Here is a 16189-nt window from a genome sequence, read left to right on the forward strand (position 1 = left end):
GCCCCCTGTTGCTGTTTCTGACCCGCTCAGCGTAACTATCGTCAGAGCGTTACGCCGGGTTTCAGTTGACGCAGACGAGCCCGCCGGCCGTGATCGGAGGGGTGCTGGAGCTCGCGGCCGTCGAGGTGCCGGGAACGCCCTGGACGTCGACGTCGCTGTCGTCCGGCGCCTGGTAGTCACCGCCGACGAAGACCTGCACCTGTCCCTTTCGGACGGACGCGTCCTCCTCGACCTGCACGTTCTGGCCGAGCTCCGCCGCGACCTTGCGCGCGGAGCCCTCCTCGCCGGTCGCGTACTTCACGACGGTGGTGTCGCTGTTCTGCGCCGAGGCCACCGCGCCGCGCTGGAAACCCTTGGCGGCCAACGTGTTCATCACCTGCGACGCGAGGCCCTGGACGCCGGCCGCGTTGTAGACCGCGACGGTGATCGCCGAGTTCGGCGGCGCGGGCAGGGTCGTCGTGGTCACCGGGGCGGAGTTGCTCGTCGACGGCCTGTCGGCCGCCAGCGACGTGATGAACTGCCGCACCTCGGCGGGGTTCACCGGCAGCACGTTGCCGTCGCTGTAGGTGTCCGTCGGGTCGCCCACCGGGATCGTCTTGAACTCGAAGTTGCCGCCCACCAGGCCCTGCATCTGCTCGGCGAACGTCGTGATGTCCCAGCCGGAGCTGAGGATCACCGACTTCTGCACCGCCTCGACCAGGCCGTTGAGCTTGGCCGGGTCGGTCAGCGTGCCGGTCGACAGCACCTTCTTCGCGAGCGCGCCGATGAACACCTGCTGGCGCACGATCCGGTCGAGGTCGCCGCCGGGGAGGTTCTTGCGCTGCCGCACGAACGACAGCGCGCCCGCGCCCTCGATCGTCTGCGGGCCGGCCTGGAAGTTCGCGCCGGAGTCGCGGTCGGACGTCGACTCCTTGAGGCAGACCTCGACGCCGCCGATGGCTTTCGTGACCTCGTAGAAGCTCGCGAGGTTGACCTCGGCGTACCGGTCGATGCGCACGGTGCCGCCGGACATGCCCTCGATGGTCTTGATCAACGTCTTGCGGCCGGCCGCCATCGATTCGTCACGGATCCGCTTCTCGTCCGTGACGCCCTCGGAGCGCAGCTTCTGGTCGACGGTGTTGCGCTGGCGGGCGAACGCCGAGTTGAGCTTGTGCTTGCCGAACCCGTCCGCCATCTCGACGTAGGAGTCGCGGGGGAACGAGATCGCGACCGCGCGCGTCCCGTCGACCGGGATGTGCACGAGGATCATGGTGTCGGTGTTCTGCTCGCCGTCGGCGATGCCGCCGTTGAGCATGGCGAGCACCTCCTCCGACAGCGGGTTGCCCTGCGCGTCGGTGCGGCTGTCCATGCCGACCAGCAGGATGTCCACCGCGCCGTCGAGCGGCTTGGGGCCCTGGACGGTCACCTCGTCGGAGATGACGTCGGTCTTGACGATGCCGTCGTTCGCGTTGCGCAGCTTGGTCCAGCCGTACGACGTGACGAGAAGCACAGCGACCGAGACGACCGCCACGATCGTCTTCCCGGCCAGGAGGAATGCGCGGAAAGCCGCGGACGGTCGGGTGGCCACCACCCTGACCGGCAGAGTTCTGCCTTCCACAGCCGTTTCCTCCCCCACCACACCGAGTTTAGACGTTTATAAGTCACACGACGTGACATTGCTGTGGGTTGCAGCGATTAGGGAAGTGACAGACTGCTGTCGGGGAACACCACGGGAGGAATTGGCATGCGCGTACTGGTGACAGGTGGGGCCGGGTTCATCGGCTCGCACTACGTGCGGGAGTTGGTGAGCGGGTCCTACCCGGGGTTCGCCGGTGCCGAAGTGGTGGTGCTCGACAAGCTCACCTACGCGGGCAGCGAGACCAATCTCGCGCCGGTGGCGGGCAAGTTCGAGTTCGTCCAGGGCGACATCTGCGACGCCGCGCTGGTCGCGGAGCAGATGCGCGGCGTCGACGTGGTCGTGCACTTCGCGGCCGAGTCGCACGTGGACAGGTCGATCACCGGATCCGCGGAGTTCGTCCTCACGAACGTCCTCGGCACGCAGACGCTGCTCCAGGGCGCCCTGAACGCGGGCGTGGGCCGGTTCGTGCACGTGTCGACGGACGAGGTCTACGGCTCGATCGAGACCGGTTCCTGGACCGAGACGCACGTCCTCGAACCGAACTCGCCGTACTCGGCCTCGAAGGCCTCCTCGGATCTCCTCGCGCGCGCGTTCCACCGCACGCACGGTCTGCACGTGAGCATCACACGGTGTTCGAACAATTACGGGCCGTATCAGTTCCCCGAAAAGGTGATTCCGCTCTTCGTCACCAATTTGATCGACGGCAGGAACGTGCCTCTCTACGGTGACGGCCTCAACGTCCGCGACTGGCTGCACGTCGCGGACCACTGCCGGGGCATCGCGCTCGTCGCCGAGGGCGGCCGGGCGGGCGAGATCTACAACATCGGCGGCGGCACCGAGCTCACCAACCGCGAGCTGACCGAGAAGCTGCTGGTCGCGACGGGTCGTGACTGGTCGGCCGTCGAGCCGGTGCAGGACCGCAAGGGCCATGACCGCCGCTACTCGGTCGACATCTCCAAGATCGCCTCCGAGCTGGGCTACGCGCCGCAGGTCGACTTCACCGCCGGTCTCGCGGACACGGTCGAGTGGTACCGCGAGAACCGCGCGTGGTGGGAGCCGCTCAAGGAGCGCGCGGCGCTGGCGAAGGGCTGATCGTCCGTGATCCTCGTTCCCGGTGGTCGTGGCCAGCTCGGTCACGACCTCGCTGAGCTGTCCTCCGGCGTCCGCGCGCTGTCGTCCGCCGAGCTGGACGTGACGAAGGTGACGGCCGCGGACCTGGCCGGCGCCACCGCGGTGATCAACTGCGCCGCCTACACCGCCGTCGACGCGGCCGAGACCGACGAGGACCGCGCGTTCGCGGTCAACGCCGTCGGTCCCGGCCTGCTCGCGGAGGCGTGCGCGTCGCTGGGCATCCCGCTGGTCCAGGTCTCGACGGACTACGTCTTCTCCGGCGACGGCGACCGCCCGTACGAGCCGTCCGACCCGGTGGGCCCGAAGTCCGCCTACGGGCGCACGAAGCTCGAAGGCGAACGTCGCGTGCTGGAGTCGGGCGGTTACGTCGTGCGCACGTCGTGGGTCTACGGCGTGGGCGGCTCGAACTTCGTGAAGACCATGGCGTCGCTGGAGTCCTCGCGGCCGTCGCTGTCCGTTGTGGACGATCAACGCGGCGCCCCCACGTGGTCGCGCGACCTCGCCGCCGGACTGCTCGAACTGGCCTCGGTGCTGCCGGCTCAGCGCTTGCTGCACGCGACCGGCGGCGGCGAGACGACGTGGTTCGGCTTCGCGCAGGCCATCTTCGAGGAGCTGGGCGCCGACCCGTCACGGGTGATGCCCTGCACCACCGCGGACTTCCCCCGACCGGCTCCGCGACCCGCCTACTCGGTGCTGTCGGGTGCGGCGTGGGCAGCAGCGGGACTGCGCCCTTTGCCGCACTGGCGAAGCGCCCTTTCGGAGGCGTTCCAGGCGGGCGTGGTAGCTCCCCGTGCTGGTGCTGCGCCATTGGGGTGACCGGTCTGGCACGCCCGTGCCGAGTGCGGGACCCTTTTCGGCATGTTCGATTCCGGGCGCACACATCCGCGCCCCGCGACAGAAGAATCCGATCGGCGGCGCTTCCTCACCTGCGTCGCCGTTGTCACGGGCTCGCGGCAGGTTTCGATGAGCCAGCTCGACAAGCGCTCGCCGAGGCCGCACTCTCGGTGAAGTCGTTGGGGCGTCAGGTCTTCCTGACGCCCCCCAACGTCAGGCCCTGCTCCGCTGGTACGCCTCGACCGTCTTCTCGGCGCATCGCCGCCAGGTGAACCCGGACGCGTGCGCCCGCCGTTCGCTCTGCGCTTCCGGGGTCGCGGGTGCCGCCACGGCCCGGGCCAGCCCGTCGGCGAGCGCCTCGACGTCGCCGACCGGCACGTGCAGTGCGTGCCCGCCCGCCACCTCGCGCAACGCGGGTACGTCCGAACAGACCACGGGAACGTTGCACGCCAGCGCTTCCAGCACCGGCAGCCCGAAGCCCTCGTCCCGCGACGGCAGCACCAGCGCCGTGGCGCCCGCGACGACCGACCGCAGGTGCACGTCCGGCAGGTACCCGGTCCGCAGCACGCGACCGTCCACACCGGACCGACCGGGTCCGACGATCACCAGCGGCGGCAGCGACGGGTCGGAGGCGTGGGCCTTGACCAGGTACTCCAACCCCTTGCGGGGCCCGTCCGCGCCGACGAACAGCAGGTACTCCGACGGCAGCCCGAGCCGTCCGCGCAACGTGGCGGAGGGCGGCCGGGACGCGAACCAGGCGGGGTCGACGCCCAGCGGCGTCACGACGATCTTCTCCAGCGGCACCGAGAACCGGTCCGCCACCACGGACGCGACGGCCGCGGTCGGCGTGCAGATCACGTCCGCGCGCGCGGCCGACAGGCGGACGAGCTCCGGCAGCCGGCGGTCGGACGGCGGCAGGTCGCCGGGCGCGTCCAGGAACGCCAGGTCGTGGATCGTGACGACCCGGCCGGCCCGCACGGCGGGCGGCAGCACGAAGTTCGTGCCGTGCATGACGTCGGAGAACCCGGCCAGCATCTCCACCGGCGGGAACGGGGCGCGCAGCCACATCTGCCGCAACGCCCGTGCCGCCACTGGCAGGCCGCGGGCCGTCACGTCGTGCGGCAACACCGTCCGCAACGCGCGCCAGCCGCGCAACGTGAACGCCACGGCGCGCACGTCGACCTCCTCCGGCATGGAGGCCAGTTCTTCCGCCAGAGCCGCCGTGTAGCGGCCGATGCCGGTGCGATGTCCGAGCAGGGGTGTGCCGTCGAGCAGCACGGAGAGGGGTTTCTTGGGGGATCTAGCCATGCTTGCCACCACGCGCGATCTTGCGCAGACGCCCCGTCGCCCGCTTGGCCAACTCGGTCGGGCCGCCCGCGTCCAGGTACTCGCGCACCAGCAGCAGGTCCCGCTTCACCTTGTCCGACCTGGTCAGCCCTGGTGTGCGCACCATGGGGGCCGAGCCGGGCAGACGGTCCGCGGCGGGCCTGGGGTTGCGGCAGAACTCGGCCAGCGGCGCGAGTGCCGTCTCCCAGGTGAACCGTTCGCGTACGACGGCGATGCGCTCACGGCACGCGGCCGCGAACTCCTCGTCGTAGAGCACCTTCTCCAGTGCGCCGGCGAGCGCCTCCGGGTCCTCCGGTGGCACGACGACGCCCAAACCTTCCCGCAGCACCAGGTCCGCGAACGAGTCGCCGGACGTGGTGACGATCGGCAGCCCCGCCCACAGGTAGTCGAGCACCCGCGTGCGGAACGCGAACGTGGTCTCCACGTGCTCGTAGTGCGTGGTGACACCGCAGTTCGCGTCGAGCAGCCAGTTCTGCCGCTCGTGGTAGGGCACCCACCCGTCGTTGAAGAACACGTGCTCGCCGGTCAGCCCCAACTGCGCGGACAGCGCCCGCGTCTGGCCGGCGATGTCCATGTCCGGGACCTCGGGGTTCGGGTGCTTCATGCCGAGGAAGTACAGCTTCGCGGACGGCCGCCGCCTGCGCAGGTGGTCCATGGCCTCGATCAGCGACAGCGGGTCGAACCAGCTGTAGACGCCACCCGCCCAGATCACGACCTTGTCCGCGTCCGTCACACCCGGCACCACGCCCTTGATCGCGGGGCCGGTGCGCTGCGGCGGTTTGCCGGACAGTCCGAAGGGGACGATCCCGAGCAACGACTGGGTCGTGGGGTCGTTGTCGTACAACGCCGGCGTCAACCGGCCCAGCGCGGCCAGGTGGCCGAGCCAGAAGTGCCGCTGCCGTTCCGACGCGCACAGGAAGAAGTCGCCGCGTTCGAGCTGCGTGTTCAGGACCTTGGTGACGGTCTCCAGGTCCAGCGCGCGCTTGTCGTCCGTGTCGTCCTTGCCCTGTTCCAGCAGCTCCAGGTGCATCGGGTCGTACATGTCGCAGACCACGATCTTGGTGGAGGACGCCTTCTTCAGCTCGGCGACCATTTCCAGCGCGTGGCCCTGCAACACGATCACGTCCGCCCACGCGACGTGCGGCGGCAGTTCCTTCGGCCGGGCGCGTTCGACGCCGAACGGGGCGTCGGGCGGCGCGCACAGCGGGTTCGTGGTGACCAGGCGGACCTGGTGCTCGCCGGACAGCACGTCGGCCATGTGCCAGGCGCGGATCGCCGGTCCGGCCATCCGGTCGGAGATCGCGTCGCCGGTGATCACGAGGATCTTGCGCGGCTTGCCGAACACGTCGTCCAGGCCCAGCACGTCGACCAGGATGTCGTGCGCCGCGAGGTAGCGCGGCAGGGGATAGGCCGGTTCCAAGGCCTTGCGCATCAACGGAACGATGTCGGTGTCCGACATCCGGCGCGCGGCCTGCTCGATCTTGCGCGACTTCTGCAGCGACGGCATGGCCTCGACGAACTGGTCGATCGCGAGGAACCCGGCGAGCGCCTGGCGCGGCACCCCGACCGGCGCCTGGTCGTCGGCCGGATCGGCGGGGCGGCGGGTGATCTCCAGCTGCGTGGGATCGATCTCACCGCGGGCCGTCGCGCGGCGCACGCACAGCGCCAGCGCGGCCGGCAGCACCTTCGCCAGCGTCTCGTCGGAGAAGTTCTTGTACAACGACATGAGCGCGTTGCGTTCCAGCAGGTACAGCTCGCGGCTGTGGTCGATCGAGCTCATCGACGCGTGGTGGCGGTGGAACGTGAGCGACGCCGGTTCGTAGCGGACCCGCCAGCCGCGCAGGTTGAGCCGCCAGCCGAGGTCGACGTCCTCGTAGAACATGAAGAACCGCTCGTCGAACCCGCCGAGCTGCTTGTAGAGCTCCGTGCGGACGAACAGCGCGGACCCGGTGCCGAACAGCACGTCCTTCGGGCCGTCGTGGCTGCCGTCGTCGTCCTGGCCCGCGTGCCGCTTGTAGCCCATGCCGAACCAGGTCAGCCCGCCGTCGACGAAGTCGATCTTCTCGCCGTCCCAGTCGAGGACCTTGCTCGCGACCGCGCCCACCGCCGGTTCGGCGTGGAAGACCCTGATGGCGGCCTTGATCCAGTTCCGGTCGGCGCGCGCGTCGTTGTTGAGGAACGCGAGCACCCCGCCCGTGGCGTGGTCGACGCCGAGGTTGCAGCCGCCCGCGAAACCGAGGTTCCGCTCGGACGTGACGACCTTGACGCCCGGCAGCGCGGCCTTGAGCCGTGCGGTGTCGTGCGCCTCGTTGTCGACGACGATGACTTCGAGCAGGTCGGCGGGGTGGTCGACCTCCGCCAGCCCGCGTACGCAGGTGATCGTGTCCTCCGCGCCGCGGTAGTTGACGACGATGACGGACACGAGGGGCAGTGAGGCTCGATCCACGCGCTAAGCCTGCCTCATCACTCTGCGCGCCCGCAGTGTGGTTGCACAGATCAGGAGCAAGACGACAGCCGCGGGCACCCCGAAGACCCACTCGGCCGACCAGTCGTTGCGGTCGGCGAGCAGCGGCCGCATCACCGGGTGCCGCAGGACGGTGGCCGGACCGGGCGCCACCTTCTTCGCCGGCTCACCCCGCACGACGATGCTCAGCGCGGCGCCGTCGGGGCAGGTGACGTGGTGCGCGTAGGCGGGGTTGTCCGGCCCCGGCACGTCCTCGACGCTGGTGATCACGCACGTCTGAGGCGTGCCGAGCGCGTCCATCAACGCCCGGTGACCGTCGCCGAGCAGCACCGCCGTGCCGGGGATCACGACCATGAACGCGGGCAGCACCAGCCACGTCGGGCCGAGCTTGCCGATGCCCCACGCGAACGCGAGCGACAGCAGGAGGCACGGCACGAGCACCAGCAGGTCGTACCGCTCCGGCACGACCGCGCCGAGGACGACCGCGGCCGCCACGGCGCCGAGCCCGATCACGATGAGTGCTGCTGGCCGCCTCACGGCTGCTTCCTGAAGAGCCGGGCGACCGGAACGAGGAGAATCATCGCTCCGGGGACGCCTGTGACCGGCAGGAGGTTCCACCGGCCGTCGTCCGCCCACAGCGGCAGCAGCGGCGCACCGACCACGACCTGGGCCTCGTCGGTCTCGAGCCGGTCGTTCCAGTCGCGGTCGAGCTCGATCTCGCCGCTGGGGCAGGCCAGCACGTAGTCGACGCCGGGGTACTTGGCGAACGGGTGCTCGTCCTTCGACGTGACCGTGCACTGCTCTTCATATCCGGTGCGTTGCATCAGCACGCTGTGCACGCCGTGCAGCAGCACGAACGGGGCGACGAGGCCGAGCACGAACGCGGGCAGCGCGACCCACTTGCGCTGGGACAGGCCGCTGACGCCCAGGGCGTAGGCGAGGCCGCCGAGCAGGGCCACGAACACCAGGCCGTAGGTGAGCGTGACGGAGATGCCGATGCCGAGCGCGAGCGCCGCCAGTCCGCCGAACGTCAACAGCCACGCGGGGCGGTCCGTCTCCGGTGCGGCGGCGATCATCAGCGGCCTGCCCAGTCCTGCCAGACCTGCCCGCGCGAGATCGTGGTCCTGATCCGCAGCCGCTGCACCAGCGTCGCCGGCAGTCTCAGCAGCACCTCTCCCAGCACCCGCGCGCGCAACCCGAACCGGAAGTTCGCGGCGTCCGGCACGTCCTTGCGCAGCGGCAGCACCGCCGTGATCGCGACGAACCTCGCGAGCTGGGTGAAGGCGACCGCCGCCGGTGCGCAGCGCAGCAGCATCAGCAGGCGGTTGCGTTCGTTCCAGCGGTGGAACAGCGCCGAACCCGGCCGCGTGCTGGCGCCGTGCCGGTGCCGCACCCGCGCCGGCCCCACCGAGATCACCCGGTGCCCGGCGAGGCGCAGCCGCCAGGCCGTGTCGGTGTCCTCGTAGTAGCAGAAGAAGCTCGCCGGGACGCCGCCCACTGCCTTCAGCACGCCGGTCCTGAGCAGGGCCGCGCCGCCGCAGAACCCGAACACCTCGCGGCCGGCCAGCACGACGTCCTTGCCGTGGCCGTCGGAGGTCAGCGCGACGCCGACGGACTGCGTCGAGCCGTCGGTGAGCAGGATCGACGAGGTGGCGGCCGCCGCTTCGGGTTCGCCGTCGAGAGCGCTCTCAAGCTCGGCGAGCCACGACGGGTCCGGGGCCGCGTCGTCGTTGAGCCACGCGACGTACGGCGTCTCGACCCGGTCCAGCACGGCGGCGAGCCCGCCCGCGTAACCGAGGTTGCGGGGGAGCCGGACGACCTCGTGCCCGCTGATCAGCTCGGCCGTGCCGTCGTCGGACGCGTTGTCCACGATGATCGTCCTGTGTGGACTCTTCTGGGCTTTGAGGGCGTCCAGGCACGCCGTGATGTGGTCACGGCCGCGCCACGTCACGACCACCACGGTGCTGACTGCCGACACGGCGTGAGACGGTACGCGACGTGCCCGAGCTAGTAGTGCTGACCGAGCAACTCAACGCACCGGTCCCCGGCGGTACCGGCCGCTACACCGCCGAGCTCCTGAGGGCGTTGCGGGAGAACACCCCGGGCGGCTGGTCCGTGACGACCGCGGCCACGGCGAACGCCGACCGCGTGCTGCGGGTGCCGCGGCGGGCGCTGGTGGCGTTGTGGGAGCGCGGCCTCCCGCCGCGGCTCGGCCCGCACGTGCACGCCCCGACGCCGCTCGCGCCGTTGCCGGGGGCCGTCGTCACGGTGCACGACGTGGTGCCGTGGACGCATCCGGAGACGTTGACGCCGCGCGGGGTCGCGTGGCACCGCAAGGTGATCGCGCGGGCGGCGCGGGAGGCCCGTGCGCTCGTCGTGCCGACGGAAGCCGTTGCGTCTCAACTGGCTTCGTGCGTGCGGGTCGAGGTGCCGGTCGTGGTCGTGCCCAATGGTGTGACTCGCCTGGTCGGTTCGCCCGCTGACGACCTGCCCGCCGGATATGTGCTCGCTGTCGGAACTGTGGAGCCGCGCAAAGGTTTCGAAATGTTGGCGCGCGCGTGCGAAAGGCTGCGCGTGCCGTTGGTCGTGGTCGGTCCGCAGGGGTGGGGTGGCGTGGATCTGCGCGCGCCGCACGTGACGTTGCTGGGCAGGGTCTCGGACGCCAGGCTCGCATCGGTGCTGGCCGGGGCGGTCTGCCTCGCCGCGCCCAGCCTCGCCGAGGGCTTCGGCCTGCCCGTGCTGGAGGCGATGGCCGCCGGTGTTCCCGTTGTGCACTCCGACGATCCGGCCCTGGTGGAGGTCGCCGGCGGCGCGGGGACGGTCGTGCGAAGAGGGGACCTCGCGTCGTTGACGGAAGGTCTGCGGGCGGTGTTGGCTGATCCTCGTCACACGATCGAGGCCGGTATCACCCGCGCGAGTGAGTTCACCTGGGAAAAGACCGCGCTGAGTGTTTGGAGAGCACACGCTTGACTACCGGATTAGCGCATTCCCGTCAGACGCATTCGCAAATGACATTACGCTAGCTGACCGTGCCCACCGTCGAACCCAGCGTGCTGATCGACGCCACCGCGATCCCCGCAGACCGTGGTGGCGTAGGCCGTTACGTGGATTCGCTCGTCGCGGCCCTGGACGCCGACGGGGCCAAGCTCTCCGTCGTCTGCCAGCCGCGCGACGAGGACCTGTTCACGAAGATCGCGCCCAACGCCCGCGTGATCCGCGCCGCTGACGCCGTGGCCACCAGGACGGCTCGCCTCGCTTGGGAGCAGACCACGTTGCCGCGCCTGGTCCGCACGCTCGGCGTCGACGTCGTGCACTCGCCGCACTACACCCTGCCGCTGGCCGCGAAGGCCGCGTCCGTCGTCACGTTGCACGACGCCACGTTCTTCACCGACCCGGTGCTGCACTCGTCGGTGAAGGCCCGCTTCTTCCGCGCCTGGACCCGAGCCTCGTTGCGCCGCGCCGACCTCTGCGTGGTCCCGTCGCAGGCGACCGCGGACGAGCTGGCCCGCGTGGCAGGCGCCGACCGCACCGCCCTGCACATCGCCCAGCACGGCGTGGACACCGAACGCTTCCACCCGCCATCACCGGACGAGGTCCTGGCGGTGCGCCGCGCGTTGTCGTTGGGCGACACCCCGTACGTCGCGTTCCTGGGCGCCCTCGAACCCCGCAAGAACGTCCCGGCCCTGATCCGCGGCTTCGCCCAGGCCATGGTCGGCCGCGCCGAACCGCCGGCGCTGGTCCTGGCGGGCCAGCCGGGCTGGGACAGCCAGGTCGAACGCGCCCTCGACGCCGTGCCGCACCGCATCCGCGTGATCCGCGCCGGCTACCTGCCGTTCGAACAGCTGGCGGGCTTCCTCGGCGGCGCCGAACTGGTCGCCTACCCGTCTTTGGGCGAGGGCTTCGGCCTCCCGGTCCTGGAGGCGATGGCCTGCGGAGCCTGCGTGCTGACGACGCGAAGGTTGTCGCTGCCGGAGGTGGGCGGCGAGGCCGTGGCGTACTGCGGCGTCGGCGCGGGCGACATCGCGGCCGCGATCGCCGACCTCCTGGACGACCCGGCCCGCCGAGCCTCCCTGGCGAACTCCGGCCAGCAACGCGCCAAGGACTTCTCCTGGGCCGTCAGCGCGGACCGGCACCGCGAGGCCTACGAGCGGGCCGCGACGGTGCGTCGCCGGCGCTGACCGAGGCGACGCTAGGGTGGCGCGCGTGAACTACGGCGATGGACTTGGTGTCGTGACGGTCACGTACTCGCCGGGCGAGACGCTGGCCCCCTTCGTGGACACCCTGGAGAAGGCCACCTCCCGTCCGGTGCAGGTGATCCTCGCCGACAACGGCTCCACCGACGGCGTACCAGAGGAGCTGGCCGCTTCCCGGCCGAACGTGACGTTCCTGCCGACCGGCGGCAACCTCGGCTACGGCGGCGGAGCCAACCGCGGAGTCGCCGCTCTCGGTTCCGACGTCGGGTGGGTGCTGATCTCCAACCCCGACATCGAGTTCGCCCCCGGCTCCGTCGACGCGCTGATCGCCGCCGCAGCCCGGTGGCCGCGCGGCGGGATGTTCGGCCCGTTGATCCGCGAACCTTCCGGCGAGGTCTACCCGTCCGCGCGGCTGTTGCCGTCCATCGGGCGCGGGGTCGGGCACGCCGTGTTCGGGTCGGTGTGGAAAGCGAACCCCTGGACGCGGGCTTACCGGCAGGAGAAGGAGCCCGTCGAGCGGACTGCCGGATGGTTGTCCGGGTCCTGCTTCTTGATGCGGCGTGAGGCTTTCGACTCGGTTCGCGGGTTCGACGAGAAGTACTTCATGTACTTCGAGGACGTCGATCTCGGGGAACGTGTTGGTGCGGCCGGGTGGTTGAACGTCTACGTGCCGGATGCCGAGGTCACGCACATCGGGGGGCACTCGACTGCTCGGTCTTCTGATCGGATGCTGCGGGAGCATCACCGGAGTGCTTACCGGTACCTGGCTGATCGGCATGCCGGGGTGTTGTGGGCGCCGTTCCGGCTCGTGCTGAAGGCTGGGTTGGCGTTGCGGGTGAAGCTGCTCACGCGTCGGTGACGTTGGTTGTGTTGGTGGGTGCGTTGGTGTGGGCGGGTTCCTGTTTCATGCGCGGGGCGCTGCCCCGGACCCCGCCAATCTGATCAAAAGCCGGGGCCGGCGCCGTTCGCGGGTTGATGGCACGCCTGTTTGTGTTGGGCGGCTTGCTGTTTCGTAGGTTGGTTGCGGTGGTGGGGTGGCTTCGTCACGAGTCGAGCCAGGAGCGGGCCACATCAGAGGAGGGGTGTCAAACCGCCGAAGAGCGTGGCGGTTTGACACCCCTCCTCTGATGCAGCAAGTGCTGTGGCACGACTCGTGACGAAGCCACCCCACCCGGCCGCGCATGGGAAAGGCGGCTCGCCTTCGGCTTCGCAATGCGGTTGGGCGTGCTCGGTGTGCGCGCTCGGTCGGGCTCGCCTTCGGCCTCGCGGGTTGGTCCAGGGGCCGCCCGCCCGCTGACGTAACTCCTCCTCCAGCGCTGCCGACTCCAGCGCTGCCGACCCCACAACTGTCAGCCCAGAACTGTCAGACCTCATCGGTACGTTGGGTCGCGGGGGACTCCAAACCCAAGGGGACCCCTGCGTCAGCCTGCGCGCGTCCCGTACCGGCCTGCTTGGCGTCCTGCCCGGCCGCATCCTGCCTGCCGAGTCTCGCCTGCCCGGCGTCCTGCCCACCCGCGTCCCACCTGCCCGCGTCCCACCTGCCCGGCATCCCGCGCGGGCCCGCCTCACATGTCGCCGCTCAACCTCTGCGACAGCGTGTTCCGCTTCTGCTGGTGGTTCGACACGGTCGGAATCAGTCCTGGTTGCACGACCTGAGTGATCTCCGCGTCATCGGCCGGGCCGCTTCCCGGTCCCTGCGGCCCCGGCTGCTTCGGCGGCGCCTGCGCGGGCATCGGCTGGGTCGGCATCGGCGGGGAGCCTGGGCGTTGCTGCATGCCCATCTGGGCCGGCGCGAGGATCATGGTCGAGTCGGGGTCTCGGCGCGGGTCCACCGCGTTGACCAGCGTTCTCGGGATCTGCTGCGTGTCAGAGGAGTCCATCGGAGACGTCATGTTGTCCGGCGTCACGATGTTCCGCCCACGTGCACGGGCGCGGGCGAGCATGGCGTCGGCCCGGTCGCGTGGGTCCATGTCGGATTTAGCTCCTTGCCGGGACCAGATCCCATCTGACGATCTGCTTCGTGTCAGAGTATTCCGTCGAACGGCTCGCTGTAACGCGGAGGAGGAAAAAGGTGCACGGCGTCGAAGCTGTGGTGCTGGTCGGGGGCAAGGGCACCCGCCTTCGCCCGCTGACCCTGTCTGCTCCCAAGCCCATGCTCCCGACCGCGGGGGTGCCATTTTTGACGCACCTGCTCTCGCGGATCAAGGAGGCCGGCATCACCCACGTGGTGCTGGGTACCAGTTACAAGGCCGAGGTGTTCGAGGAGTACTTCGGGGACGGATCGAGGCTCGGGCTCGAGCTCGAGTACGTGGTGGAAGAGGTGCCGCTGGACACGGCGGGCGCGATTCGCAACGTGGCGGACAAGCTGCGTGAGCCCGACGTGATGGTGTTCAACGGCGACATCCTGTCGGGGGTCGACCTGACGGGGATCGTGGACACGCACCGCAAGCACGAGGCGGACGTGACGCTGCACCTGGTGAAGGTGGCGGACCCGCGCGCGTTCGGGTGCGTGCCGACGGACGACGAGGGGCGCGTCCAGGCGTTCCTCGAGAAGACGGAGAACCCGCCGACGGACCAGATCAACGCCGGCTGCTACGTGTTCCGGCGCGAGGTGATCGACGCGATTCCCGCCGGACGGCCGGTGTCGGTGGAGCGCGAGACGTTCCCCGGGCTGCTCTCCGAAGGCAGGCGGTTGCAGGGCCACGTGGACGCCACGTACTGGCTCGACCTCGGCAAGCCGGAGGCGTTCGTGCAGGGGTCCGCGGACCTCGTGCGCGGCGTCGCGCCGTCTGCCGCGGTTGCACAGCCTGGCGACTACCTGGTGCTGGACGGTTCGTCCGTCCACGAAGGAGCAACGCTCAAGGGCGGGTCCACGGTCGGTGCGAACTGCACGGTCGCGGACGGCGCTGTGCTCGATGGCGCGATTCTGTTCGACGGCGCTGTTGTGGGTGAGAACGCCGTGGTCGAACGTTCGATCGTGGGCGCCGGTGCGCTCGTGCAGGCCGGTGCGGTGCTGCGGGACGCCGTGGTCGGCGACTCCGCGGTGATCGGTGCGCGGTGCGAGCTGATCGGCGGGGCGCGGGTCTGGCCGGGCGTGGTACTGCCCGAAGCCGGCGTGCGCTTCTCCACGGATGCCTAGCAGAGCCTGGACTCCACCGTTCCCACTCGACCTGGGCGCGGTGCTCGGCAGGTTGCGCCGCGGACGCGGCGACCCGTCCTTCTCAACGGAAGGCGGCGTCTGGTTCGCGGCGAACACGCCGTGCGGTTCCGGCACCCTGCACATCACCAGGACGAACGGTGAGGTGCAGGCGGAGGCGTGGGGTGAGGGCGGGCCGTGGCTGCTCGACGGCCTGCCCGCCCTGCTCGGCGCGGACGACCCGGTGGACGAGTTCGTCGCCCACCACCCGATCATCGCGGAGTCGCGCAGACAACGCCCCGGCCTCCGGCTCGGCACGGCGAACCGCGTCTGGGACCTGCTGTTCGCGTCGATCCTGGAGCAGAAGGTCACCGGGATGGAAGCGTTCCGGACGTGGCGCGAACTCGGCCGCAGGTTCGGTGAGAGCGCTCCCGGCCCGAGGCCGCTGACGGTTCCGCCGACCCCGCAACGGTTGCTGGCCCTCCAGGACTGGGAGTGGCACCAGTGCGGCCTCGACGGCGCGCGCAGACGAACGCTGATCAACGCCGCCCAGGTCGCGCACCGGCTGGAGAAAGCCGCCGAGATGCGCAGCCGTGAGCTGCTCGAGAAGATCCCCGGCATCGGCGTGTGGACGTCCGCCGAGGTCGCGCAACGGTCGTGGGGCGACCCGGACGCGGTGAGCGTCGGCGACTACCACGTCGCCAAGAACGTCACGTGGGCGTTGACCGGCACGCCCGGCGACGACGACGCGATGATGGAACTGCTGGCGCCGTACCAGCCGCAACGCCACCGCGCCGTCATGTACCTGGAGTCGGCGGGCCTGCGCAGGCCGCGGCGAGCCCCGAGGTTCTCGCCGCGCGACTACCGCAGGTTCTAGCCCAGCCGGGACAGGGCGCTCTCGATCAACGGGTGCAGGTCGTCCACGTTGTCCGGCAACTGCTCCAGCGGCCACCACTGCAGGTCGACCGACTCCGCCGACCGCACCGGCTGCGCGCCGACAGGCGCCCGCACAAGGAACCGCACGTCGAAGTGCCGCGTCGGCTTGCCCAGCGAGCACGTGATCGGGTGCACGTCGAGGTGGATCGGCGTCGGCTCGATCCGCAGCCCGCGCATGCCGGACTCCTCGGTGGCCTCGCGCAACGCGGCGTCCGCCAGCGTGGCGTCCTCCGGCTCGCAGTGGCCGCCGAGCTGCAGCCACCGGCCCACGCGCGGGTGCAGCGTCAGCAACGCGTGCTCCGCGGTGGCGTCCAGCACCAGCGCCGAGGCGGTGATGTGGCCGGGTTCGCAGGAACGCAGGCAGGCGTCCTCACGGGCCGCCAGGAAGCCCAGGTAGGCCTCCTTCAACGCGTCCTGGCCCGAGAACCGGCTCAGCGTCGAGACGGCGTCGGCGTGCAGTGTCATCAATGTCTCCGCTGGAAGGCCCAGCGCTCAGACTGGGAATGATCAGGCCTGTTTGATCCGATTTG

General features: G+C 70.3%; 15 protein-coding genes. 7 read left to right on the forward strand and 8 right to left on the reverse strand.

What is annotated here, in order from left to right:
• Window positions 1–61: 61 nt before the first annotated feature.
• The gene (locus ACQEU1_RS31325; RefSeq protein ID WP_433209475.1) at window positions 62–1597 is read right to left on the reverse strand and encodes an LCP family protein; all 1536 of its coding nucleotides are present in this window, start codon (window positions 1595–1597) and stop codon (window positions 62–64) included.
• Window positions 1598–1723: 126 nt separating this feature from the next.
• On the opposite strand from ACQEU1_RS31325, the gene rfbB reads away from it, so the two are divergent.
• Window positions 1724–2710 (forward strand): dTDP-glucose 4,6-dehydratase, encoded by a 987-nt coding sequence (rfbB, locus tag ACQEU1_RS31330; RefSeq protein ID WP_433209478.1) that lies wholly within the window; start codon window positions 1724–1726, stop codon window positions 2708–2710.
• Window positions 2711–2716: 6 nt separating this feature from the next.
• Window positions 2717–3565, forward strand: coding sequence for a dTDP-4-dehydrorhamnose reductase (rfbD, locus tag ACQEU1_RS31335; RefSeq protein WP_433209481.1), 849 nt, complete (start codon window positions 2717–2719; stop codon window positions 3563–3565).
• 231 nt (window positions 3566–3796) lie between these two features.
• On the opposite strand, the gene ACQEU1_RS31340 is transcribed toward rfbD, so the two are convergent.
• From ACQEU1_RS31340 to ACQEU1_RS31360, 5 genes are read right to left on the reverse strand one after another with little or no spacing between them, the layout of a single operon-like run.
• Window positions 3797–4891 carry a glycosyltransferase family 4 protein gene (locus ACQEU1_RS31340; RefSeq protein ID WP_433209484.1) on the reverse strand — a complete coding sequence of 365 codons (1095 nt, stop codon included), beginning with the start codon at window positions 4889–4891 and terminating at the stop codon, window positions 3797–3799.
• Window positions 4884–7376 carry a glycosyltransferase gene (locus ACQEU1_RS31345; protein WP_433209487.1) on the reverse strand — a complete coding sequence of 831 codons (2493 nt, stop codon included), beginning with the start codon at window positions 7374–7376 and terminating at the stop codon, window positions 4884–4886. The genes ACQEU1_RS31340 and ACQEU1_RS31345 overlap by 8 nt, the downstream gene beginning before the upstream one ends.
• A gap of 3 nt (window positions 7377–7379) precedes the next feature.
• Window positions 7380–7931, reverse strand: a complete 552-nt coding sequence (locus ACQEU1_RS31350; RefSeq protein ID WP_433209490.1) for a hypothetical protein — start codon at window positions 7929–7931, stop codon at window positions 7380–7382.
• Entirely contained in the window at window positions 7928–8470 is a 543-nt protein-coding gene (locus tag ACQEU1_RS31355; RefSeq protein ID WP_433209493.1) for a hypothetical protein, read from the reverse strand. Before ACQEU1_RS31355 ends, ACQEU1_RS31350 begins: the two co-directional genes overlap by 4 nt.
• The gene (locus tag ACQEU1_RS31360; RefSeq protein ID WP_433209496.1) at window positions 8470–9372 is read right to left on the reverse strand and encodes a glycosyltransferase family 2 protein; all 903 of its coding nucleotides are present in this window, start codon (window positions 9370–9372) and stop codon (window positions 8470–8472) included. The genes ACQEU1_RS31355 and ACQEU1_RS31360 overlap by 1 nt, the downstream gene beginning before the upstream one ends.
• Window positions 9373–9392: 20 nt before the next feature.
• Between ACQEU1_RS31360 and ACQEU1_RS31365 the strand changes: the two genes are divergently transcribed.
• The 3 genes from ACQEU1_RS31365 (at window position 9393) to ACQEU1_RS31375 (ending at window position 12446) form a co-directional block, all read left to right on the forward strand.
• Entirely contained in the window at window positions 9393–10364 is a 972-nt protein-coding gene (locus tag ACQEU1_RS31365) for a glycosyltransferase family 4 protein (RefSeq protein ID WP_433209499.1), read from the forward strand.
• Window positions 10365–10444: 80 nt separating this feature from the next.
• The gene (locus ACQEU1_RS31370; protein ID WP_433211892.1) at window positions 10445–11572 is read left to right on the forward strand and encodes a glycosyltransferase family 4 protein; all 1128 of its coding nucleotides are present in this window, start codon (window positions 10445–10447) and stop codon (window positions 11570–11572) included.
• Between the two features lie 25 nt (window positions 11573–11597).
• Window positions 11598–12446 carry a glycosyltransferase family 2 protein gene (locus tag ACQEU1_RS31375; RefSeq protein ID WP_433209502.1) on the forward strand — a complete coding sequence of 283 codons (849 nt, stop codon included), beginning with the start codon at window positions 11598–11600 and terminating at the stop codon, window positions 12444–12446.
• 706 nt (window positions 12447–13152) lie between these two features.
• Here ACQEU1_RS31375 and ACQEU1_RS31380 read toward each other — a convergent pair.
• Window positions 13153–13557, reverse strand: coding sequence for a hypothetical protein (locus tag ACQEU1_RS31380; protein WP_433209505.1), 405 nt, complete (start codon window positions 13555–13557; stop codon window positions 13153–13155).
• Between the two features lie 101 nt (window positions 13558–13658).
• On the opposite strand from ACQEU1_RS31380, the gene ACQEU1_RS31385 reads away from it, so the two are divergent.
• Window positions 13659–14726: a sugar phosphate nucleotidyltransferase gene (locus ACQEU1_RS31385; RefSeq protein WP_433209508.1), complete on the forward strand. Its 1068-nt coding sequence runs from the start codon at window positions 13659–13661 to the stop codon at window positions 14724–14726.
• Window positions 14719–15600, forward strand: coding sequence for a DNA-3-methyladenine glycosylase family protein (locus ACQEU1_RS31390; protein ID WP_433209511.1), 882 nt, complete (start codon window positions 14719–14721; stop codon window positions 15598–15600). Before ACQEU1_RS31385 ends, ACQEU1_RS31390 begins: the two co-directional genes overlap by 8 nt.
• Here ACQEU1_RS31390 and ACQEU1_RS31395 read toward each other — a convergent pair.
• Window positions 15597–16124, reverse strand: coding sequence for an NUDIX hydrolase (locus tag ACQEU1_RS31395; RefSeq protein WP_433209514.1), 528 nt, complete (start codon window positions 16122–16124; stop codon window positions 15597–15599). The two genes, ACQEU1_RS31390 and ACQEU1_RS31395, sit on opposite strands and share 4 nt — an antisense overlap.
• Window positions 16125–16189 lie beyond the last annotated feature (65 nt).

The organism is Lentzea sp. CA-135723 (genome assembly GCF_050936595.1).
Classification (GTDB): domain Bacteria; phylum Actinomycetota; class Actinomycetes; order Mycobacteriales; family Pseudonocardiaceae; genus Lentzea.

Bases quoted from the DNA above. Each gene is read 5' to 3' on its own strand.
- rfbB (WP_433209478.1), top strand. From the start codon at position 1,724: ATGCGCGTACTGGTGACAGGTGGGGCCGGGTTCATCGGCTCGCACTAC.
- ACQEU1_RS31340 (WP_433209484.1), bottom strand. From the start codon at position 4,891: ATGGCTAGATCCCCCAAGAAACCCCTCTCCGTGCTGCTCGACGGCACA.
- ACQEU1_RS31355 (WP_433209493.1), bottom strand. From the start codon at position 8,470: ATGATCGCCGCCGCACCGGAGACGGACCGCCCCGCGTGGCTGTTGACG.
- ACQEU1_RS31380 (WP_433209505.1), bottom strand. From the start codon at position 13,557: ATGGACCCACGCGACCGGGCCGACGCCATGCTCGCCCGCGCCCGTGCA.
- ACQEU1_RS31390 (WP_433209511.1), top strand. From the start codon at position 14,719: ATGCCTAGCAGAGCCTGGACTCCACCGTTCCCACTCGACCTGGGCGCG.
- ACQEU1_RS31395 (WP_433209514.1), bottom strand. From the start codon at position 16,124: ATGACACTGCACGCCGACGCCGTCTCGACGCTGAGCCGGTTCTCGGGC.